Origin of the sequence: Streptomyces sp. DSM 15324, assembly GCF_001514285.1 — a bacterium.
Taxonomy (GTDB): domain Bacteria; phylum Actinomycetota; class Actinomycetes; order Streptomycetales; family Streptomycetaceae; genus Streptomyces.
This window is the reverse complement of the sequence record NZ_KQ949033.1, coordinates 14,499-36,241: the sequence shown is the minus strand read 5'-3', so window position 1 is coordinate 36,241 and position 21,743 is coordinate 14,499. Positions and strand designations below refer to the sequence as shown.

General features: G+C 72.9%; 19 protein-coding genes. 13 read left to right on the top strand and 6 right to left on the bottom strand.

The genetic code is table 11. The annotated features are described in order from the left end of the window. Nucleotides 1–14 precede the first annotated feature (14 nt). Nucleotides 15–650 (bottom strand): CBS domain-containing protein, encoded by a 636-nt coding sequence (locus AQJ58_RS30015; protein WP_067255821.1) that lies wholly within the window; start codon nt 648–650, stop codon nt 15–17. 202 nt (nt 651–852) lie between these two features. Here AQJ58_RS30015 and AQJ58_RS30010 point away from each other — a divergent pair, with 202 nt between their 5' ends. Next, entirely contained in the window at nt 853–1,368 is a 516-nt protein-coding gene (locus AQJ58_RS30010) for a DUF2231 domain-containing protein (protein WP_067255819.1), read from the top strand. Nucleotides 1,369–1,507: 139 nt separating this feature from the next. On the opposite strand, the gene AQJ58_RS30005 is transcribed toward AQJ58_RS30010, so the two are convergent. Both AQJ58_RS30005 and AQJ58_RS30000 read right to left on the bottom strand, forming a co-directional pair. Then, nucleotides 1,508–3,127, bottom strand: coding sequence for a bifunctional aminoglycoside phosphotransferase/ATP-binding protein (locus AQJ58_RS30005; protein WP_234360342.1), 1,620 nt, complete (start codon nt 3,125–3,127; stop codon nt 1,508–1,510). Beyond that, nucleotides 3,120–3,989 carry a universal stress protein gene (locus AQJ58_RS30000; RefSeq protein WP_067255817.1) on the bottom strand — a complete coding sequence of 290 codons (870 nt, stop codon included), beginning with the start codon at nt 3,987–3,989 and terminating at the stop codon, nt 3,120–3,122. Before AQJ58_RS30000 ends, AQJ58_RS30005 begins: the two co-directional genes overlap by 8 nt. 315 nt (nt 3,990–4,304) lie before the next feature. On the opposite strand from AQJ58_RS30000, the gene AQJ58_RS29995 reads away from it, so the two are divergent. The 4 genes from AQJ58_RS29995 (at nt 4,305) to AQJ58_RS29980 (ending at nt 7,673) form a co-directional block, all read left to right on the top strand. After that, nucleotides 4,305–4,592 carry a DUF1876 domain-containing protein gene (locus AQJ58_RS29995; RefSeq protein ID WP_067255815.1) on the top strand — a complete coding sequence of 96 codons (288 nt, stop codon included), beginning with the start codon at nt 4,305–4,307 and terminating at the stop codon, nt 4,590–4,592. A 48-nt stretch (nt 4,593–4,640) separates the two neighbouring features. After that, the gene (locus AQJ58_RS29990; protein WP_067256268.1) at nt 4,641–5,567 is read left to right on the top strand and encodes a pyridoxamine 5'-phosphate oxidase family protein; all 927 of its coding nucleotides are present in this window, start codon (nt 4,641–4,643) and stop codon (nt 5,565–5,567) included. 23 nt (nt 5,568–5,590) lie between these two features. Then, nucleotides 5,591–6,583, top strand: a complete 993-nt coding sequence (locus AQJ58_RS29985) for an Acg family FMN-binding oxidoreductase (RefSeq protein WP_067255813.1) — start codon at nt 5,591–5,593, stop codon at nt 6,581–6,583. Nucleotides 6,584–6,647: 64 nt separating this feature from the next. Further along, nucleotides 6,648–7,673 (top strand): 6-phosphofructokinase, encoded by a 1,026-nt coding sequence (locus AQJ58_RS29980; RefSeq protein WP_067255811.1) that lies wholly within the window; start codon nt 6,648–6,650, stop codon nt 7,671–7,673. Between the two features lie 206 nt (nt 7,674–7,879). Here AQJ58_RS29980 and AQJ58_RS29975 read toward each other — a convergent pair whose 3' ends face one another. Then, nucleotides 7,880–9,100, bottom strand: coding sequence for a metallophosphoesterase (locus AQJ58_RS29975; protein WP_067256266.1), 1,221 nt, complete (start codon nt 9,098–9,100; stop codon nt 7,880–7,882). A 241-nt stretch (nt 9,101–9,341) separates the two neighbouring features. Between AQJ58_RS29975 and AQJ58_RS29970 the strand changes: the two genes are divergently transcribed. From AQJ58_RS29970 to AQJ58_RS29935, 8 genes are all read left to right on the top strand, one after another. Continuing rightward, complete coding sequence (locus AQJ58_RS29970; RefSeq protein ID WP_067255809.1) at nt 9,342–10,523, top strand: ROK family protein; 1,182 nt, start codon at nt 9,342–9,344, stop codon at nt 10,521–10,523. Nucleotides 10,524–10,893: 370 nt separating this feature from the next. Continuing rightward, a complete protein-coding gene (locus AQJ58_RS29965) occupies nt 10,894–12,417 on the top strand; it encodes a sugar ABC transporter ATP-binding protein (protein ID WP_067255807.1) in 1,524 nt (507 codons plus the stop codon). Next, nucleotides 12,414–13,442: an ABC transporter permease gene (locus AQJ58_RS29960; protein ID WP_067255806.1), complete on the top strand. Its 1,029-nt coding sequence runs from the start codon at nt 12,414–12,416 to the stop codon at nt 13,440–13,442. The genes AQJ58_RS29965 and AQJ58_RS29960 overlap by 4 nt, the downstream gene beginning before the upstream one ends. 66 nt (nt 13,443–13,508) lie before the next feature. Next, nucleotides 13,509–14,555 carry a substrate-binding domain-containing protein gene (locus AQJ58_RS29955; RefSeq protein ID WP_067255804.1) on the top strand — a complete coding sequence of 349 codons (1,047 nt, stop codon included), beginning with the start codon at nt 13,509–13,511 and terminating at the stop codon, nt 14,553–14,555. Nucleotides 14,556–14,649: 94 nt separating this feature from the next. Further along, nucleotides 14,650–15,897, top strand: a complete 1,248-nt coding sequence (locus AQJ58_RS29950; RefSeq protein ID WP_067255802.1) for a Gfo/Idh/MocA family protein — start codon at nt 14,650–14,652, stop codon at nt 15,895–15,897. Between the two features lie 31 nt (nt 15,898–15,928). Further along, nucleotides 15,929–16,936: a sugar phosphate isomerase/epimerase family protein gene (locus tag AQJ58_RS29945; RefSeq protein ID WP_067255801.1), complete on the top strand. Its 1,008-nt coding sequence runs from the start codon at nt 15,929–15,931 to the stop codon at nt 16,934–16,936. Nucleotides 16,937–17,282: 346 nt separating this feature from the next. After that, a complete protein-coding gene (locus tag AQJ58_RS29940; RefSeq protein WP_067255799.1) occupies nt 17,283–18,446 on the top strand; it encodes a sugar phosphate isomerase/epimerase family protein in 1,164 nt (387 codons plus the stop codon). A 54-nt stretch (nt 18,447–18,500) separates the two neighbouring features. Continuing rightward, nucleotides 18,501–20,621, top strand: a complete 2,121-nt coding sequence (locus tag AQJ58_RS29935) for a PQQ-dependent sugar dehydrogenase (protein ID WP_067255797.1) — start codon at nt 18,501–18,503, stop codon at nt 20,619–20,621. A 421-nt stretch (nt 20,622–21,042) separates the two neighbouring features. Here AQJ58_RS29935 and AQJ58_RS29930 read toward each other — a convergent pair whose 3' ends face one another. Continuing rightward, entirely contained in the window at nt 21,043–21,387 is a 345-nt protein-coding gene (locus tag AQJ58_RS29930) for a hypothetical protein (protein WP_067255796.1), read from the bottom strand. A 53-nt stretch (nt 21,388–21,440) separates the two neighbouring features. Continuing rightward, a complete protein-coding gene (locus AQJ58_RS29925; protein WP_067255794.1) occupies nt 21,441–21,668 on the bottom strand; it encodes a DUF6480 family protein in 228 nt (75 codons plus the stop codon). Nucleotides 21,669–21,743 lie beyond the last annotated feature (75 nt).

Sequence of the window (21,743 nt, the reverse complement as noted above, 5' to 3'; positions counted from 1 at the left end):
GCGCCGCGGGGCGCTCACGTGGCCAGTCCGGCGCGTCGCGGTGTCCCGGGCTCCGGCAGGGCGGAGTCGGTGTCGTCCACCCGGTGGCGCAGTTCCGCGGAGACGTCGACGACACCGTCCACGTCCTGGCACAGGCGTACCACGACCGGCACGAGCGACCGCCGCTCGACCGTGCCCTTCAGCGACACCCGGCCGTCGACGACGCGGACGGTGACCGCGCCGGGGGCGACGCCGAGGGTGCGGAGCAGCACCTCCCCGGAAATCTCCTCCCGGATGGCGCTGTCGCCCCGCAGGAAGACCCGCAGCAGATCGGCCCGGCTGACCAGGCCGACCAGTCGGTCGGCCTCGTCGACCACCGGCAGCCGTTTGACGTGGTGCCGCTCCATGACCTGGGCCGCCTCCACCGCCGTCCACTGCGGCCTGGCCGTCACGGCGGGGCTGTGCATCAGTCCTCCGGCGGTCGGGCCCGCCTCGTTGCGCAGCAGATCCGCCTCGGAGACCACCCCGACGGCGTGTTCGTCGTCGTCCACGACCGGTACGGCGGTGATGTCGTGCTCGGCGAGCAGCTTGGCGATCTCCTTGAAGCCGGTGTCCCGGCGCACGCTGACGACCGGTGTGGTCATGAGGTCGCCCACCATCCGGTGCCCCATGGTTCCCGCCTCCTCGTGTCGTGTGCGGCCCCCTCCTCCCCCCACTCTCCGCCTGACCGGCCCTCGCCGCATGGGCCGATCGGCCCCAACCGGCCCTTCTCGCCCGTCCCGGCCCCTTCTCAGAAGAAGCTGAGAAGTTCCTGTGCCAGGCTGGCGCGCCCGATCCGCACGGTGAGTGCCCGATCCCCCGGAGGAATTGCCGATGAGCCTGGTCAACGGCCTGCCCGCACACATACTGCTCGTGCATGTCGTCGTCGTCCTCGTTCCCCTGACTGCGCTGGCGCTCGTCGTCTGCGCGATACGGCCCGGGGCGGCGCGGCGCATGGGTGTCGTGCTGCCCGCGCTCGCCCTGGTCACGCTCGTGAGCGTGCCGCTCACCACGCAGGCAGGGGAGTGGCTGGAGCGACACGTCGACGGCAACGCCCTGGTGCGCCGGCACGCCGAGCTGGGCGATGGCCTGCTCCCCTGGGTGGGCGGCCTGTTCGTCCTGGCCGCCGCCGTCTGGTGGGCCTCCGGCCGCGCCGCCGCGTCCGGGCCCGCAGCCTCGGGCGGTGCCCGCCGCCCCGGCACCCCGCTGCGGGTGGCGGCCGCGGTGCTGTCCCTCGTGGTGGCCGCGGGAGCCGTCGTGGACGTCTACCGCATCGGTGACTCGGGTGCGAAGGCGGCGTGGCACGACGGCTTCTCCAAGACGGCGTCGGGCGGCGGGGACGACGACTGAACCCGCTCCTGCGATCCGCGCCCGTCCGGTCCGGCTAGGGGCTGTCCGGCGGATCAAGTCGCAGGAAAGCAGCGGTGACTCATCGGCCCAGGTGGGCGTGCCAGACCCCGCGTCTGCGGCATGATCCGCCGGACAGCCCCTAGTCCGGTTCCATGTACGGGCGGCGGAAGACGGGGGCCTGGCCCGGGCCCCACGGGCGTACGGCCGCCAGTGCCCGGGCGACGGCGGACTCCAGTGGTCCGCCGGTGTCGACGGCCACGGCCTCGGGCCACGGGGGTTCCGTGGCGGCCATGGCGGCGGCGACCTCGATCCCCGCGTCGGACATGCCCGGTGCGCGGGTGCTCAGCCGGGCCGCCGAGACCTCGCCGGGGACCCGGCAGTGCAGGGCCACCAGGTCGGCGTCGGTGCGCTCGGCCAGGTGCCGGGCCGCCGTGCGCTGCTCCGCGGCGGACCAGCTGGCGTCCAGGACGACGGACTCGCCGGACGACAGCAGGGCGGCCGCCCGGTCGAGCAGGGTGGAGTAGGTCCTGGCCGTCCACTCCGGCGTGTACAGCCCCTCGCCGTAGGCGGCCGCGGCCGGCCGCTCCGGCGGGATGCCCGCGAGTTCCTTGCGCAGACGGTCGCTGCTGAGGAGCGTGGCCTCCAGCCGGCCGGCGAGCGCACCGGAGAGGGTGGACTTCCCGCTGCCCGGCAGTCCGCCGACGAGGGTGAGTCCCACGGCGGCGGTGCGCAGGTGACGCAGGGTCGTCGAGATCAGCCGTCGCGCCGCCGGCTCCGCGCCCGGCGCCCCCTGGCCCGCCTGGATGAGCGACACCTTGGCGCGGACGAACGCGCGGTAGGCGACGTAGTGGTGCCACAGGGACGGGGGCGCGGGGTCGCCGGAGTACTCGCTGTACCGGGCGAGGAAGGAGGCCGCCGCCTCCGGGGCGCCGAGCTGCTCCAGGTCCATGGCGAGGAAGGCGGCGTCGTCCAGGCCGTCGACGTAGCGCAGACGGTCGTCGAACTCCAGGCAGTCCAGGACGCGGGGGCCGTCGTCGAGGCAGAAGACGTCCTCGGCGAGCAGATCGCCGTGGCCGTCCACCACCCGCCGCTGGGCGATGCGGGAGGCGAAGAGCCGCTCCCGGCCGGCGAGGTAGCGGCGCACCAGCCGCTCGACCTCGGGCACGCCGTCGGGCACGCCGTCGGGCAGGGAGCCGTCGTCGGCCGACGCGTGGATCTGCGCGAAGCTCGCCTCCCACCGGCCCGCCAGCGCGTCCCGGGTGCCCTGTTCGTCCACGTCCCGGCCGCGGGGCGCCTCGGCGTGCCAGGTGGCGAGCCGACGGGCCACGGCCCGCAGGTCGTCGTCGAGCGGCACGCCGGCGCGGACGAGCCGGGAGAGGCGTCGGTCCGCCGGCATCCGGCGCATCACCACGAGGGGTTCCCCGTGCCCGTCCCCCTCCCGGTCTCCGTCCCCGGTCTCGTCGCCCTCGTCCCCCTCGTCCCCCTCGACCTCGTCCCCCTCGCCCTCGGGACACGTGACCTCGCCGAGGCCCAGGTACACGTCCGGAGCGAAACGGCGGTTGAGAGCCACCTCGCGTGCGCAGGCCGCCCGGCGGGCGGCCCGCGAGCCGTAGTCCAGAAACCCCAGGTCCACCGGCTTCTTCACCTTGTAGGCGCGGTCGCCGACGAAGAACACGATCGCGGAGTGCGTCTCGCACACCTCCGCGCGGGGCGGCGGACCCGCCGCGCCGGCCGAGGCCGGGTGACCGCGCTCAGTCATGAGGGACGACGGCCACCGGGCAGCGCCCGTGATGGAGGGCGGCGTGCGCGACGGGCCCGAGGTGCGGTGTCCCGCCGCGGCGGTGCGCCCGCCTTCCGACGACCAGCAGCGCGGCACCTTCGGCGGCCTTCAGGACGGCCTTGGCCGGGCTCGTCAGACGGACGCTGTCGACCACCTCCACCTGCGGGTACTTCTCGTGCCAGGGGCGGAGCGCCCGGCCCAGCTCCTTGCGCGCCTTCTTCGTGATCTCCTCGGTGACGGTGTGGTCCGCACCCCAGGGCATCCGCGCGTGGAGCGGCACGCTGTGGCCGTGGACGGCCAGCAGGGGCACTTTCCGGGCCGCGGCGGAGTGGAACGCGAAGTCGAGCAACTCGTCACCGGGCGTGCGCAGTCCGAGCGCCACGACCACGCGGCCCGGGGAACCGGAGGCCGGCTGCTCCGCCCGCTCGGCGCGGACCAGGACGACGGGCCGCCCGGCCCGCGCCACGACCGGCATGCTGACGTCGCCCATGATGTAGCTCTCGACGGTCTCCAGCCCCCGGGAGCCGAGCACCACCATCTCGGACTCCGCGGCGGCCCGGACGAGGGCCACCTGGGCATCCTCGGGCACCAGGGTGCCGAGCACGGTCAGCCCCGGGTGGTGCGCCTGGAGTTCGGCCTGGGCGGTGTGGACGAGACGTTTCGCCCAGTAGTTCTGGTCGACTTCGGGGGCGGCGACGCGGGCCGGTTCCGGCGCCAGCAGCGGCCATGCGTGCAGCAGGCGCAGCGCGAGTCCCCGTTTCTCGGCCTCGTCGGCGGCCCAGCGGGCGGCGGCGAGGCTCTCGGGTGAGCCGTCCAGGCCCACGGTGACGACGGGTTGCATGGCGCGGCCTCCGTCTCTCCCCTTTCGAGGAATACCCCATTCCCCTGTGCCGCGCATGTGGACGCCTCGGGGACGGGGGCGGGGCCGGACGCCGGTTCACGAGGGACCTTCGGCCCTGTGACCGGAGCCCGCCGGTGTCGGAGGGTGGAGGGGAGCGGGGGCCGTCGGCACCCGCGCCGTGGTGCCGGCCGGTGCCTGCCGATGCCGGCCGACGCGCCGTACCCGTACTCCGCGTACAAAATGGTGGAGGCGCGACGGGTGGCTCACGCGCACACGGCTCATGCGTCGCGGTCCGTACCGATGAGGAGGATGGCGATGTCGCACACGGCGGAATGGAAGGCCCGTCTCCACATCTTCGAGGACGACGAGGGAACGACGAAGGCCCATCTCGTGCTGGACACCGGCACCACGGCGCTCACCGGTCACGGCACCGCGCACTGCCATCCGGCGGACCGGGACGTGCCGGAGATCGGCGACGAGTTGGCGGCGGGCCGGGCGATGAACGATCTCGCCCGCAAACTGCTGCAGGCCGCCGAGCGGGACATCGAAGGGGTGGGCACACCGCGGCCGGGCACGCAGCAGGCCGCCGGCCGGCTCCTGTGAGGCGGGCCGCCGAACCATCCCGACGGATCAGAAGGAGAGGTGGTCACCATGCGGGCTCACGTCGGCGACCAGCTCGTCATCGAGAGCACGACGTCGGGCACCGCCCGGCGCGACGGAGAGATCGTCGGACTCCGCCATGAGGACGGCACACCGCCGTACGACGTGCGCTGGTCTGACACGGACGAGGTGACGCTCGTGTTCCCCGGTCCCGACGCGCACGTCCACCATCTGGAGCCCCACCCGGAGCCCTATCAGGAGCCCCATCCGGAGCCCCGTTCGGAGCTCGGCCCGGAGGCCGTCCCCGCGCGGGCCGCGTCGGCCGGCGCGGCCGATCCGGGCGACCTCGGCCGACGCGTGGCCGCCGAACGCCGCAGACAAGGGCTCAGCCTCGAGGAGACGGCCCGCCGCGCCCGGATGTCGCCCGGCTACCTGTCGTACCTGGAGGAGCACCCCGCCGATCCGAGTGTGGCGGCCCTCATCCGGCTCGCCGACGCGCTGGGCACCACCGTCGCCGCGCTGCGCGGCGGCGGAACCGGACTGCCACCCGGCCAGGGGCACGCGCTGCTGCACCCCCGCCTCCAGGATCTCGACGAGGGCGAATGCCGTTCCCTGCTGTCCACCCACGGCGTGGGACGCGTCGCGGTGACCTCGTCCGACGGCCGCCCGGCGGTCGTACCGGTCAACTACGAGGTCGTCGGCGACACCATCGCCTTCCGGACCGCCCCGGACTCGCTGCCCGCGGCGGCCGTCGGCACCGAGGTCGCCTTCGAGGTCGACCACGTGGACGACGCACTGAGCCAAGGGTGGAGCGTGCTCGCCGTCGGCCACGCGAGCGTCGTCACGCGGCCGGAGGAGGTGCGCGGCCTCACCGAGCACGCCCACACCCCGCCCTGGGCGGGCGGTGGACGCGCGATGTGGGTGTCCATCCGCCCCACGAGCCTCACCGGCCGCAGGATCACCGCAGAAGAGCAGTAGGCGCCCCGCGACGGAGGTTCCCCGTGAGCCGGCAAGCACTCTCCGACGACCGGGTGACGGCCCTGGTCCATGACGCGGCCGCCGCACCGTCCATGCACAACGCGCAGCCCTGGCGCTTCCGCTATCTCCGGCACAGCCGCACCTTCGAGCTGCGCGCGGACTTCGAGCGCACCATGCCGCACGCCGACCCCGACACCCGGGCCCTGCATCTCGGCTGCGCCGCCGCCCTGCTGAACCTGAGGGTGGCGGTCGCCCACGAGGGCCTGCGCCCCGAGACCGTGCTGCTGCCCGACCTCGCCGACCGGGCCCTCCTCGCGCGTGTGCGGCCGACCGACGGCGGCGAGGGAGAACGGGACCTCGGCGCGCTGCATCCGGCGATCCACCGGCGGCACACCAGCCGCCACCCGTTCGAGGAGAGGGAGATCCCGGACGCCGTACGGGAGGCTCTCGTCGCCGCCGCGCGCGCCGAGGGCGCGACGCTGACGTTCCCCACCGGATGGCATCTGCGGCAGGTGCTGGAGCTCTTCCGTGAGGCGGAGGCCCGCAACCGCACCGACCGCGGCAGCGACCAGGACCTGATCCGGTGGACCCGCGGCGACGCGGTGTCGGTGGGCAGCGCGGGCGAGGGCGTCCCGCGCTGGGCCTACGGGCCGCGCATGCGCGGCGGCCGGGCCCCCATGCGGGACTTCGCCGGGTCCCGGCCGACGGCCGGACGGGAGGCCGCAGACTTCGAACAGAGCCCGCAACTGGCCCTCGTCAGCACGGTCCACGACCGCCGCGAGGACTGGCTCCGCGCCGGCCAGGCCATGGAACGCGTCCTGCTCCTGGCCACCCTGCACGGCCTGTCCGCCTCCTTCGCCACCCAGCCCCTCGAATGGACGGACCTGCGCTGGCCCCTGCGCGACCCGGCGACCGGAACGGGCCCCACCCAGGTCGTGCTGCGCCTCGGCTACGGCCCCCGGGGCCCCGCCACCCCACGCCGGGACGTCTCGCGGGTACTCGACATACGGCCCTGAATACGGCCCTGACGTACGCCGGGGCCGTATTCCACCGAGGACGAAGCGGCGAAGGGAGGACGCCATGAGGGTCGGGGTGCTGACCGGCGGCGGGGACTGTCCCGGTCTCAACGCCGTCATCCGCAGCGTCGTGCGCAAGGGCGTCCAGGAGTACGGGTTCGATTTCGTCGGTCTGCGCGACGGCTGGCTGGGCGCGATCCAGGGCAAGGTGGTGCCGCTGGACGTCTCCGTCGTGCGGGGGATCCTCCCGCGCGGCGGGACCATCCTCGGTTCCTCCCGCACGAACCCCTTCGCGCACGAGGACGGGGTGCGGCGCGTCCAGGACACCCTCGCCGCGCACGGGATCGACGCGCTCGTGGTGATCGGCGGCGAGGACACGCTGGGTGCCGCCGCCCGACTCGGCCGACAGGGGATCCGGCTGGTCGGCGTGCCGAAGACGATCGACAACGACGTGGTCGGCACCGACTACACCTTCGGCTTCGACACGGCCGTCGGGATCGCGACCGAGGCCATCGACCGCCTCCACACCACCGCCGAGTCGCACATGCGCACCCTGGTGGTGGAGGTGATGGGGCGGCACTCCGGCTGGATCGCCCTGCACGCCGGGGTCGCGGGCGGCGCCAACGTCATCCTCATCCCGGAGCGGCCGTTCGACATCGACCAGGTGTGTGCCTGGGTGCGGAGCCGCTTCAGGATCAACTACGCGCCGATCGTGGTCGTCGCCGAGGGGGCCGTGCCCGAGGAGGGGCGGGAGATCCTCAAGGACCGGTCCCTGGACGAGTACGGCCATGTGCGGCTGTCGGGCGTCGGTGAGTGGCTGGCGCGGGAGATCTCGCGGCGCACGGGCACGGATGCCCGTACGACGGTCCTCGGCCATGTCCAGCGCGGTGGCACCCCGAGCGCCTTCGACCGGTGGCTGGCCACCCGCTTCGGGCTGCACGCCGTGGACGCGGTCCGGGAAGGGGACTTCGGCACGATGGTGGCCCTGCGCGGCACGCGGATCGTCCGCACCGCGCTGCCGGAGCCCGGGGCGCAGAACAAGACGGTGGATCTGTCGCTGTACGAGGAGTTCGGGGTGTTCTTCGGCTGATCCCCGGCCGCCGCCGGCCGGGAGGCCCGGGTGCCGAGCGGGTCGGCTCCGTCACCGGAGGTGGTCGGCGCCGCGGACGGACCGGGGCGGCTTCCTGCCGCGCGCCGCCGGGGCGACGACCGGGCACCGCTCACCGGCGGCGGGCAGCGGCCCCGTACCGCCCCCCACGGTGTGAGCGTGCACGTCGGTCTCCGGCCCGCCCGCCCTCACGGCGAGGCGGGCGGCTGCGGGGAGCGGAGGACGAGGAGGGTGATCTCGCTCGGGGCGAGGACACGGAACGGCGGGCCCCAGAAGCCGGTGCCGCGGCTGGTGTAGAGGAGGGTGCGGGCGCCGTGCCGGCTGAGTCCCGCGAGGGCGGGCTGGTCGAGGCGGACCAGGTGGTGGAAGGGCCAGATCTGGCCGCCGTGGGTGTGGCCGGAGAGCTGGAGGTCGATGCCGGCGGCCGCCGCCCGGTCGACGAACGCGGGCTGGTGGGCGAGGAGCAGGACGGGCAGGTCGGGATCGGCGCCGTCGAGGGCTCCGGCGAGGTGGGCACGGTGGCCCGCCAGTCCGGAGGACTCGGCGGTGACGTCGTCCACCCCGGCGACCACGAGGGTGTCGCCTCCGCGTTCGAGCAGCAGATGGCGGTTGCGCAGTGGCTCCCAGCCCAGCTCGTCCATCAGGTCGACCCAGCCCTGGGCCTCGCTGTAGTACTCGTGGTTGCCGGTGACGTAGACCCGGGCCCGGGTCGCCCGCACGGTGGCGAGGGGGGCGGCCTGGGCGCGGCGGCGTTCGGCCGTGCCGTCCGCGATGTCGCCGGTGTGGCAGACCAGGTCGGCCTCCAGCGTGTTCACCGTCTCGCACACCCGCGCCGACCAGCGGGCGCGGTCGAGGGGGCCGTAGTGGGTGTCGGTGATGAGGACGACGCGCAGGCCGTCCAGTCCCGCACCCAGCCGGGGGAGCGGCACGTCGATCCGGCGCACCCGGGGGACGCGGCGGGCCTCGGCGTGACCCCAGGCGAGCAGGACGGCGGTGACGCCGAGGACGGCCCACGTGACGATCCGGGCCCGGTCCTGGCTCCCGCCGACACCGGCCACGGTCAGGGCGAGCCGCAGCAGGACGCCGAGCAGCGCGGACCAGGTGAACAGGATCCAGCTGGTGCCCAGCAGGGTGTCCCCGACGATCGCGGCCCGGTCCTGCTGGCGCCGGCCGTGGCCGCGCACCATCGCGAGCGGCATTCCGACGAGCCCGAGGGCGAACACGGCGGTGCCGGCCGTCGTGACGGGCAGCGGCCAGTGCTGGCCGCCGTACAGGAGCACCCCGCAGGGCACGACCCACAGCAGGACGGGGGCGACGAGGGGGAGGTAGCGGATCAGGCGGTGCAGTCGGCTCCGCCGCGCCGAAGGCGCTTCGCCCTCGGCGGGCCGGGTCTCGCTGGTGTCGGTCACGCTGTACCCCCTGGCCGGGCTGCCGTCCCCCGCACTGTATCCGGTCACTCCTGACCCGCCGACTTTGTCCTGCGTCGGGAAAAAGTAGGACCCTACTGCCGCGTAACTACTTCACAGCCTGGAAAATGGTTGTTACGTTCCTCTCCGACGGTCCGACGGTCCGACGGTCCGACGGTCCGACGGTCCGACGGTCCGGCGGCCGACGGCACAGGTGCCGGAGAGGGGAGGGATCGTGAGACGGATGACCGCTCGACCCGAGAACGCGCATCAGGCACGGCTGCTCCGTCTCCTGCGTGACAACGGGTCCCACTCCCGTGCCCGGATGGGTGATCTGGTCGACCTGTCCCGTTCCAAGCTGGCGGTCGAGGTGGACCGGCTGCTGGAGACGGGGCTGGTGGTCGCGGACGGGCTGGCCCCGTCCCGGGGCGGCCGGCGTTCGCACAACATCCGCCTGGCGCCGACCCTGCGGTTCCTCGGTGTCGACATCGGTGCCACCTCGGTCGATGTCGCCGTGACCAACGCGGAGTTGGAGGTCCTGGGGCATCTGAACCAGCCCATGGACGTCCGTGAGGGTCCGGTGGCGGTCTTCGAGCAAGTGCTGTCGATGGCCGCCAAGCTCAGGGCCTCCGGTCTCGCGGAGGGCTTCGACGGCGCCGGGATCGGCGTCCCGGGGCCGGTCCGCTTCCCCGAGGGCGTACCGGTCGCGCCACCGATCATGCCGGGCTGGGACGGCTTCCCGGTCCGGGAGGCACTCAGCCAGGAACTCGGCTGCCCGGTCATGGTCGACAACGACGTGAACCTGATGGCGATGGGGGAGCAGCACGCGGGCGTCGCGCGCTCCGTGGGCGACTTCCTCTGCGTCAAGATCGGTACCGGCATCGGCTGCGGCATCGTCGTCGGCGGCGAGGTCTACCGTGGCACGACGGGCAGCGCCGGCGACATCGGCCATATCCGGGTGGAGCCGGAAGGCCGCATGTGCGCGTGCGGCAACCGCGGCTGCCTGGAAGCCCACTTCAGCGGCGCCGCGCTGGCCGTCGACGCGGAGCACGCCGCGCGCGAGGGCCGGTCGGCGCAGTTCGCCGCCCGGCTGGAGACGGCCGGGCATCTGACGGCCGAGGACGTGTCGGCCGCGGCGGCGGCGGGGGACCCGGTGGCCCTCGAACTGATCCGGGAGGGCGGGAAGCGCCTGGGACAGGTCATCGCCGGGCTCGTCAGTTTCTTCAACCCGGGGCTGGTGGTGATCGGCGGCGGTGTGACCGGGCTCGGACACACGTTGCTGGCCAGCGTCCGGACCCAGGTGTACCGGCAGTCCCTGCCGCTGGCCACCCGTAATCTGCCGATCGTGCTGGGCGAGTTGGGACCGGCCGCCGGAGTCATCGGCGCGGCCCGGCTCATCAGCGACCACGTCTTCTCACCGGCCTGACCTCTGTCCGCACCCGGGGGCGACGGAACATCCCCGCCCAGCAGCAGCCGCCGTAAGCCGTAAGCCGTAAGCCGCCATCGCCGTGACCGCCGTACGACCCCTCGGCGGCCGGCTCCCACCACCGCGTGCACGGCCGCCGGGCCCGCACGCCCGCCGCCCTGCCCCGCCCGGCTCCCTCCCGACCTCTCCTCACCCGTACGCCCCGGAGCGCCCGCGCCGCCAGGGGCTCTCCGGAGCCGCCCGGCCACCCGAACCGCCGTGCTCGCCCTGACCGCTCACGGCGCTGACCGCTCACGGCGCTGACCGCGCAGAGCCCTGTCCGCTCACAGCCCTGTCCGCTCACGGCCCGCATCCGCCGAGGGGATTCCACATGGCACCACAACCACCCCTGCTCACCATGTCCGGCATCACCAAGTCCTTCCCCGGCGTGCGCGCCCTGGACGGTGTGGACCTCGAGGTCCGGGCCGGCGAAGTCCACTGCCTCCTCGGCCAGAACGGGGCCGGCAAGTCCACCCTGATCAAAGTGCTCGCCGGAGCCCACCAGCCCGACGGCGGGGAGATCACCTGGCAGGGCGCACCCGTGACCCTCGGGTCTCCGAGCGCCGCCATGCGGCTCGGCATCGCCACCATCTACCAGGAACTCGATCTGATCGAGGGGCTGTCCGTCGCGGAGAACGTCTTCCTCGGGCACGAACCCACCTCCGCCGGATTCGTGGTGCGCGGCTCCGCCGCCCGCACGGCGACCGCCGCGCTGCTGCGACGCCTCGGGCACGCGGAGATCGATCCCGCGCGGCTCGTCGGCGAACTGTCCGCGGCGCAGCAGCAGATCGTCTCGATGGCCCGCGCGCTCTCCCACGACGTCCGGCTGATCGTGATGGACGAGCCGTCGGCGGCGCTCGACCCCGAGGAGGTGGACAACCTCTTCAGGATCGTGGGCGATCTGACGGCCGACGGGGTCGCCGTCATCTACATCTCCCACCGTCTGGAGGAGATCCGGCGCATCGGTGAGCGGGTCACGGTCCTCAAGGAGGGCCGGTCGGTCGCGGGCGGACTGCCCGCCGAGTCGACGCCGACCGAGGAGGTCGTGGCGCTCATGACCGGGCGGAAGGTGGAGTACGTCTTCCCCGATCGCCCCGAGGCCGGGTTCGCGGCCGGCAGACAACCGGTGCTGAGGGTCGAAGGGCTCACCCGGCGCGGGGAGTTCGCGCCCCTCGACCTGGAGCTGCGGCCCGGTGAGATCGTCGGACTGGCCGGGCTCGTCGGGTCCGGGCGCAGCGAGATCCTGGAGACGGTCTACGGCGCCCGCAGGCCCGACGGCGGCCGGGTCCTCGTCGACGGCACCCCGCTGCGCCCCGGCAGTGTCCGCGCCGCCGTCCGCGCGGGCATCGGCCTCGCGCCCGAGGAACGCAAGGCGCAGGCGCTCCTGATGCTGGAGTCCGTCAGCAGCAACGTCTCCGTCTCCAGCCTGTCCCGGTTCGCCCGCGCGGGCTGGCTCGACCGGCGCTCCGAGCGGGCCGCGGCACACCGGGCGGTCCGGGAACTGTCCCTGCGGCCCGACGATCCCGATGCCGCGGTCAGGACCCTGTCCGGCGGCAACCAGCAGAAGGCGGTCCTCGCCCGCTGGCTGCTGCGGGGCTGCCGGGTGCTGCTGCTGGACGAGCCGACCAGGGGTGTCGACGTCGGCGCCCGGGCGGAGCTCTACGCGGTGATCCGCCGACTGGCCGACGAGGGCCTGGCCGTACTCCTCGTGTCCAGCGAGGTGCCCGAGGTGCTGGGTCTCGCCGACCGCGTGCTGGTCCTGCGGGAAGGCAGCGTCGTGCACACGGCGGACGCCCGCGAGCTCGACGAGCACCGTGTACTCGATCTTGTGATGGAAGGGAGCCCGACGCCATGACGCAGCCGGCCACCGCGGGGCAGCAGGAAGCGGCCACGTCCGCCGCCAAGTCCACCGGAAACCCAGCGAGTTCGCGTCGCCCCGGACTGCGGTGGGATGTGCGCAGCCTGTCCCTGCTCGGGGTCCTCGCCGTCCTCATCGCGGTCGGCGGGATCACCGCGCCGGACGCGTTCCTGGCGACCAGCAACCTGCAGCTCGTCCTCACCCAGGCGTCGGTGATCGGCGTCGTGACCGTCGGTATGACGTTCGTCATCACGAGCGGCGGCATCGACCTGTCGGTCGGCGCGATCGTGGCGCTCGCCTCCGTGTGGGCGACGACCGTGGCCACCCAGGAGTTCGGCTTCGCGGGCGTCCTCTTCACCGCGGTCGTCGTCGGGGTGGGCTGTGGTCTCGTGAACGGTCTGCTGATCGCCTACGGCAGGATGGTGCCGTTCATCGCGACGCTGGCCATGCTCGCCTCCGCCCGGGGGCTGGCCCTGCAGATCACGGACGGCAGCACCCAGATCGTGACCGTCGCCTCCGTGCTCGATCTCGGGGCCAGGGACTCCTACGTGCTCGGTGTCCCGCCCCTGGTCCTGATCTTCACCGCGGTCACCGTCATCGGCTGGCTGCTGCTCAACCGCACCACCTTCGGGCGGCGCACCGTCGCGGTCGGCGGCAACGCGGAGGCGGCCCGCCTCGCCGGCATCGACGTACGCCGTCAGCGTCTGTACCTGTACCTGCTGTCCGGACTGTGCTGCGGCATCGCCGCGTTCATGCTGATCGTGCTCGCCGGCTCGGGCCAGAACACCAACGGCAACCTCTACGAGCTGGACGCCATCGCCGCGGCCATCATCGGCGGCACCCTGCTCAGCGGCGGACGCGGCACGATCCTCGGCTCCGTCCTCGGTGTCCTGGTCTTCACCACGATCACCAACATCTTCGCCCTGAACAACCTGGAGACCGCTGTCCAGCAGATCGCCAAGGGCGCCATCATCGTCGCCGCCGTCCTGGTCCAGCGCCGCTCCGCGCCCGGCGACGCCTGACGCCGCCCGCCCGGCCCCCGCCCCCAACCCTCACCGCGCACCACCCAGTCGAAGGGTCGATCCGCCATGGCAAGAATCCCCTCCACCAGCCGCAGAGGACTGCTGTTCGGCACCGCGGCGGTGTCCGCCGGTGCGCTGCTGACGGCCTGCACCAGCAATGAGCCCGCCAAGCAGGAACAGGCCGCGGACAACACCCCGGTCGCGGACGACAAGCCCGGCAAGGCCGTCACCATCGGCTTCGCCGGCCCCCAGGCCGACCACGGCTGGCTCAACGCCATCAACGACAACGCCAAGTCCCGTGCCGGGAAGTACTCCGACGTCACGCTGGAGATCACCGAGGGCTCCAACGACATCGCCCAGCAGATCGGACAGATCCAGACCCTGATCAACAAGAAGGTCGACGTCCTGGTGATCCTGCCGGCCGACGGCAAGGCCCTCACCCAGGTGGGCCTCCAGGCGATGAGGGCCGGCATCCCCGTCGTCAACCTGGACCGCGTCTTCGCCTCCCCCCAGGCGTACCGCTGCTGGATCGGCGGCGACAACTACGGCATGGGGCTCAACGCCGGCCACTTCATCGGTGAACGGCTCAAGGACAAGCCGAACGCCAAGGTCGTCGAGCTGGCCGGGCTCGACAACCTCGAACTGACCCAGCAGCGCACCAAGGGCTTCGACGAAGCCCTGAAGAACTACCCCAACATCAAGAAGGTGGCCCGCCAGGCGGCCGACTTCACGGTCGAGTCCGGCCAGGCCAAGATGGCGCAACTGCTCCAGGCCCAGTCGCAGTTCGACGCGCTGTGGAACCACGACGACGACCAGGGCGTGGGCGCGCTGCGCGCCATCGACCAGGCCGGCCGCGACGACTTCCTGATGGTCGGCGGCGCGGGGGCCAAGTCCGCGATGGACGCCATCAAGGCCGACAACGGCGTGCTCAAGGCGACCGTCCTGTACCCGCCGACGATGGCCGCCTCCGCCATCGACCTCGCCCGGGCGCTCGCCCAGGGCAAGGGCGTCGGCGGCCTCGCCGAGTTCGAGATCCCCTCCTCGCTGACGCTCTACTCGGCCGTGGTCACCAAGGACAACGTCGACCAGTACCTGCCGACCGGCTTCATCTGACCGGTCCGGGCCGCGGGCCGCGACCACGAAGACGAGCCACGAGCCACGAGTCACGAGCCACGAGGCACTGACACTCCGACATGGAGGAATCCGTATGGAACACAGGGACGGTCGGACCGCACCGCCGGCACTCGGTGTGGGCATGGTCGGCTACGCGTTCATGGGAGCCGCCCACTCACAGGGCTGGCGCACCGTCGGGCACGTGTTCGACCTGCCGCTGCGGCCGGTCCTGGCCGCGATCGCCGGCCGCGACGCGCACGCGGTGCGGGCGGCGGCCGACAAGCACGGCTGGGCCGCGGCGGAGACCGACTGGCGCGCCCTCGTGGCTCGCGACGACGTGCACCTCGTCGACATCTGCACACCGGGCGACAGCCACGCGGAGATCGCGATCGCGGCGCTGGCGGCGGGCAAGCACGTGCTGTGCGAGAAGCCGCTGGCCAACTCCGTCGCCGAGGCGGAGGCCATGGTCGCCGCCGCCGACGCGGCCCGCGCACGCGGACAGGTGGCCATGGTGGGCTTCAACTACCGGCGGGTTCCCGCCCTCACCTACGCCCACCGGCTCATCGCCGAGGGCAGGCTCGGCGCGGTGCGCCATGTGCGGGTCAGCTACCTCCAGGACTGGCTGGTGGACCCCGACTTCCCGCTGACCTGGCGGCTCCAGCGGGAGCACGCGGGGTCGGGGGCGCTCGGCGACCTCGGCGCGCACATCGTCGACCTCGCGCAGTACCTGACCGGTGAGCTGCTGGTCGGCGTCTCCGCGCAGCTCGAGACCTTCGTCAGGGAACGCCCCCGCCTCGACGGCGCCTCCTCCGCACCGACCGGACTCAACGCTCCCGCCGCTCCCACCACTTCCGGCGACACCCGGCCGGCGCGCGGTCCGGTGACGGTGGACGACGCGGCCGTCTTCACCGGCCGGCTCGCCTCGGGGGCGCTCGCCACGTTCGAGGCGACCCGGATGGCCCCAGGCCGCAAGAACGCCCTCCACCTGGAGGTGAACGGGGAGTTGGGGTCGCTCGCCTTCGACCTGGAGCGGCTCAACGAGCTGTCCTTCCTCGACCACCGGGAGCCGGCCGCCACGGCGGGGTTCCGCAGGATCGTCGTCACCGAGGCGGAGCACCCGTACCTGGAGGGCTGGTGGCCGCCGGGCCACGCGCTCGGCTACGAGCACACCTTCGCCCACCAGGCCCGCGACCTGGTCGAGGCCGTCGCGTCCGGCACCGACCCCGTGCCGACGTTCGCCGACGGACTCCAGGTGCAGCGGGTGCTCGCCGCGGTGGAGGAGAGCGCCCAGAAGAACTCCGTCTACACCCCCGTCCAGGCCGTCGAGGCCGTAGTCCGCTAGCACACCGGCAGGAACCCCGTTGGGAGGCACCATGCCACGCCCGTTCACCCTGTTCACCGGCCAGTGGGCCGATCTGCCCCTGGAGGAGGTCTGCCGACTGGCCGCCGAATTCGGCTACGACGGCCTCGAACTCGCCTGCTGGGGCGACCACTTCGAGGTCGACAAAGCCCTGGCCGATCCCGCCTACCTGGCAGGCCGGCACGCCCTGTTGGACAAGTACGGCCTGCGCTGCTGGGCGATCTCCCACCACCTCGTCGGCCAGGCCGTCTGCGACCACCCCATCGACGAACGGCACCAGGGCATCCTGCCCGCCCGGATCTGGGGGGACGGGGAGCCGGAGGGCGTACGGCGGCGGGCCGCGGCCGAGATCAAGGACACGGTACGGGCCGCGGCCGCCTTCGGCGTCGACACCGTCGTCGGATTCACCGGATCGTCGATCTGGCATCTGGTGGCGATGTTCCCCCCGGTGCCCGAGCGGATGATCGAGCGCGGCTACGAGGACTTCGCGGAGCGCTGGAACCCGATCCTGGACGTGTGCGACGCCGAGGGCGTCCGCTTCGCCCACGAGGTCCACCCGAGCGAGATCGCCTACGACTACTGGACCACCGCACGTGCCTTGGAGGCGGTGGACAACCGGCCCGCCTTCGGGCTCAACTTCGACCCCAGCCACTTCGTCTGGCAGGACCTGGACCCGGTCGGCTTCCTCTACGACTTCCGGGACCGGATCTACCACGTCGACTGCAAGGAGGCCCGCAAGCGCCTGGACGGGCGCAACGGGCGGCTCGGCTCCCATCTGCCCTGGGGCGACCCGCGGCGCGGCTGGGACTTCGTCTCCGCCGGACACGGTGACGTGCCCTGGGAGGACGTGTTCCGGATGCTGCGCTCGATCGGTTACGACGGTCCGGTCTCCGTGGAGTGGGAGGACGCCGGCATGGACCGCCTCGTCGGCGCCCCGCGCGCCCTCGCCCACCTGAAGCGCTTCGACTTCGACCCGCCCGCGGCGTCCTTCGACGCCGCCTTCGGAGGCGGCGGGAACTAGGCCGCGCCGCAGCCGAGTCACCCCGACGCCGCGCGCCGTCGGGGTGGTCCCCACGAACGAGGCTACGGTCCCCCTCGTGCACAGCCGCCACCCCGTTCGAGACCGGCGGCGCATTCCCCCACCGGCGGCCCTCTCGCCGCCCACCCCCACGCGGTGACCGCGCCCACCACGGAACATCCCTCCCGGGCAGCGCCCGAAGCCGCCCTCGTGCCGGCGGCGCGGGAGCTGCCGTGCGCACGCGCCCCCGTCCGCCCCGAGGTCCCTGCTCCTGCGGCTCGCCGGCCTCGTCCGGGGCGGCGGCCGTTCCCCCACCCGCACCACCGTCACGACGAAAGAGAGAACCCCTGTGACCGCTTTCAACGACGAAACCGTCACCGGCGACGCCCTGCGCCGCACGCTCGGCCTGAGCCGCCGCCGTTTCCTCGGCACCTGCACCGCCGCCTCCGCCGCGGCGATCGCCGCCCCGGTCTTCGGCGCCGCGCCCGCGCTGGCGCACGACACGGCCAAGGCCGCCGGCGGTGACCGGGACCGTTCCGCCCTGGTCCCGCCGCACAAGCGCGGCATCATCCTCTACACCGTCCGTGACGCGGTCGGCCGCGACCCGCTCGCCTCCGACCTGCCCTCCGGTTTCCGCGAGGTCTTCCGGCAGCTGTCGCACTTCGGCTACCGCCAGGTGGAGTTCGCGGGCTACGGCCAGCACGCCAACGCACCCGGCGGCGCCGATCTCGGCACCGTCAAGGGCGCGCGGCTGCTGCGCTCCTGGCTCGACGCGTACGGGCTGCGGGCACAGGGCAGCCACGGCTACATCCCGCCGTCCTGGCCGCTGACGCCGACCGACCTGGACACCTTCAAGCGCTGGCTGGAGATCGCCAACATCCTCGGCATGGAGCACATGGGCACCGGCGCCGACCCCACCACCACCCCCTACCGGGCCGACTGGGACGTCGCCGCCGAGAAGTGGAACACCCTGGGCGCCCTCGCCCGCCGCGAGGGCGTCAAGCTCTACACCCACAACCACGACAGCGCCTACGACTTCCTGCTCGACGGCGGCCCGCTCGACGCCCAGGGCCGGCCGACCCGCAGCTCCGGCATCCGGAAGCTGGAGTACTTCCTGACCATGACGGACCGCAGGAACGTCTACCTGGAGCTGGACGTCTTCTGGGCCCACGTGGCCCAGTACAAGTTCCACACGTACACCGCCCACGACGGCTCGGCGCGCGAGCGCGTCTTCGACCCGGCCGCACTCGTGGTCCGCAACACCCACCGCTTCCCGCTCTTCCACGCCAAGGACGGCGTCGTCAACCCCCAGAGCGGGCTCGGCTACGACATGGTGCCGTTCGGCACGGGCGACATCGACTACCGGAGGTTCTTCACCCGGGTGGGCGCGAAGAACCACCACAACCCGATGGTCGAGCAGGACAACGCGCCGAGCACGAGCACACCCGGCCAGTCCCTGGAGTTCGCCCGGGTCGGCTACGACAACCTCGCCGCCCTGCGCGCCCGCCACTGACCGGACGTCACCCGCCTCCGTCACCGCTCCACCCGCAGACCGAAGGAGTTCTGAGTGCGCAACAGACGGATCGCCACCCTCGCGGGAGCGGCTGCGTTGGCCGGAGCCGTCGCGCTCCTGCCGCTCCCCGCAGCGCAGGCCGCCCCACCGGCTCCCGTGCCGCCGGCCGCGTCGGACTTCCAGAAGGTGACCCTCAACGACCGCCCGGGTGAGCCCATGGCCCTCGCCGTCCTGCCCGACCGGCGGGTGCTGCACACGGCGCGCACCGGAGAGGTCCGGATCCACGACCCCCGAAGCGGTGTCAACTTCCTCGCCGCCGACATGAAGAAGAGCCCCGCCGGGCTCTACCAGCACGACGAGGAAGGCGTGCAGGGCATCGCCGTCGACCCCGGCTTCGCCAAGAACCACTGGGTCTACCTCTACTACTCGCCCCGCCTCGACACGCCCGTGGACGACCCGGCCACCGCGGGCGTCAACGAGGGGGACGCGCCGCAGTTCGGCACGGCCGAGGACTTCGCCGCCTACCGGGGGGTCACCCGGCTGTCGCGGTTCAAGCTCGTGGGCAACACGCTCGCCTTCGCCACCGAGCAGAAGATCCTCGACGTACCGGCCGACCGCGGCATCTGCTGCCATGTCGGCGGCAAGATCGACTTCGACGGCAAGGGCAACCTGTTCCTGTCGACCGGTGACGACACCAACCCGTTCGCCTCCGACGGCTACGCCCCGCTCGACGACCGCCCCGGCCGCAACCCGGCCTACGACGCGCGGCGCACCGCGGGCAACACCGCCGACCTGCGCGGCAAGGTCCTGCGCGTCAAGGTCAGGAGCGACGGCGGATACGTCGTCCCGAAGGGCAACCTCTTCGCGCCGGGCACACCCGGCACCCGACCCGAGATCTACGCCATGGGCCTGCGCAACCCGTTCCGCTTCGCCGTGGACGACCGGACCGGCGACCTGTACGTCGGCGACTACTCGCCCGACGCCAACAGCGGCAACCCCGACCGCGGCCCCGCCGGCCAGGGCCGCTGGATGGTCGTCGACCGCCCCGCCAACTACGGCTGGCCGTTCTGCGTGACCCGCGGCCTGCCGTACCAGGACTACGACTTCGCCACCCAGCGGTCGAGCGGCGCGTTCGACTGCGCGAGGCCGGTCAACGACTCGCGCCACAACACGGGCCGCAGCGTGCTGCCCCCGGTCACCGACGCGCAGATCGTCTACGGCTACGGCGCCTCCGACACCTTCCCCGAACTCGGCACGGGCGGCATCGGCCCCATGGGCGGCCCGGCCTACCACTACGACCGGCGCAACACGGCCGAGAACCGCTGGCCCCGGTACTACGACGGCAAGCCGCTCTTCTACGAGTGGACCCGCGACCAGATGAAGGCCGTCACCCTCGGCCGAGGGAACGAGGTGCGCAGGATCGAGGACGCGATTCCCTCGATCAGGACCGACGGCCCGATCGACGCCGAGTTCGGCCCGGACGGCGCGCTGTACGTCCTCGAATACGGCACCGGGTACTTCGCGGAGCTGCCGGAGGCCCAGCTCTCCCGCATCGACTTCACCCGGGGCAACCGCACCCCCGAGCCCCAGGTCGCCGCGGACGTGCTCAACGGCACCGGCCCGCTGACGGTCCGGTTGTCCAGCGCCGGCACGAAGGACGCCGACGGGGACGCCCTCCGCTACGCCTGGGACTTCGACGCCGACGGCACCGTGGACTCCAGGGAGGCGAACCCGACCCACACCTTCACCAGCAACGCCGTCTTCGACTCCACCCTGAAGGTCACCGACAGCACCGGACGCTCGGCTTCCGCGTCCGTTCCGATCGTGGTGGGCAACAAGGCGCCGGTCGTCTCGCTCACCACCGACCCGGCCCCCCACGGCGGCACGCCGTTCCACTGGGGCGACACCGTCACCTGGCAGGTCTACGTCACCGACGACCAGCCGGTGGACTGCGCGAAGGTCACGGTCTCGTTCATCCTCGGCCACGACTCGCACGGCCACCCGCTGTCGACGAGCAACGGCTGCTCCGGATCGTTCCAGACCTTCCTGGACGGCGGGCACTCCGGTGCGGACAACCTGAAGGCGGTCTTCAACGCCGCCTACCAGGACTCGCCCCCGGACGGCCTGCCGTCCCTCTCGGGCAGCGCCGAGGTCGCACTGACCCCGGCGCACTGACGACGACGCCGGTCGATCACCGGCGATAGCGGTCGTACCGAGTTGCCTGGAGCGCGAACACCGCCTCCAGGCAACCGCCTTCAGCCCCGGTGTCGCCCTGCTCGCGACGGTCTCCGTAGCCCTCGTGGTCGTCGCCCGGTTCACCTCCGCCCGTGGCGTTTGCCGAGGTGGCCGAGCGGACACTCGGAGACGCATCGGCGAGGCCGCCCGCATGCTGGGCGACTACGTCGACGAACACCACCTGCGCCTCACCGAGACCGCCTACGCCCTGGTCACCCGCACCATGGCACCGGCTGCCGTCGTCGAGGCCCAGCCGTGGGCCTGAGCGACTACCTCGACGACGGTCTGCCACCGCGGAGCCCGGGGGCGCTCCGCACAGCCGGGCGAGCTGCTGGCGGCGGGCGGCCAGATGGTCATGGTCCTAGCCCTGGCGGTGTCCGGACCGTGACTCCTTCGGGTCGACCCCGGTCTCCGCGTCGGCGTGCTTGGAGCCGCCCGGACGCCCGGAGCGTCCTCGGGCGCCCTGGGACCGGTGGCCCTTCTGGCCCCCCTCGGCGTGTTCCTCGCCGCGGGTGCTGTCGCTCTCCACCGTGTCGCCGGGTACCGGCCGGGTCTCTTCCTCGGACCGCTTCCGGCCCGGTCCCTTGTCGCCGCCGTATTCGGCGGTCCGGAAGGAGCGGTGGGCGCTCGGGTTGTCCTGCTGGTGCGTCTCGTCCACGTCGGAGGCCCAGCCGTGGTCTCCGGTGCCGCGTGGCTTCTTCGTCATGGGTCGACCTGCCTGTTCATCGGGGGAACTTTCCTTCGTACGTCCGTCCGGCGTCACACGATCAGCATCACCACCATGCCGATCAGTCCGACCGCGACCAGCGCCACCACGATCATGATCAGGACGATCGGCATCGGCCCCCAGCCGGTGCGCAGTTCGGGGGGTTCCGGATGGGAGATGCCGAATCTGCCTCCTTCGGCGGGCGGGGTCTCACCCGGTGGCACCCCGCCGCCTGGTTCGAGTCCGGACGTCCGCCCGGGCTCGGGGTCGGGAGTCGTCATGGTGCACGCTCCTTTCTCGCTGCTCCGAGTACCCCCGCTCGGGCGTGCCCCACAAAGGGCGGCCGCACATCGGGG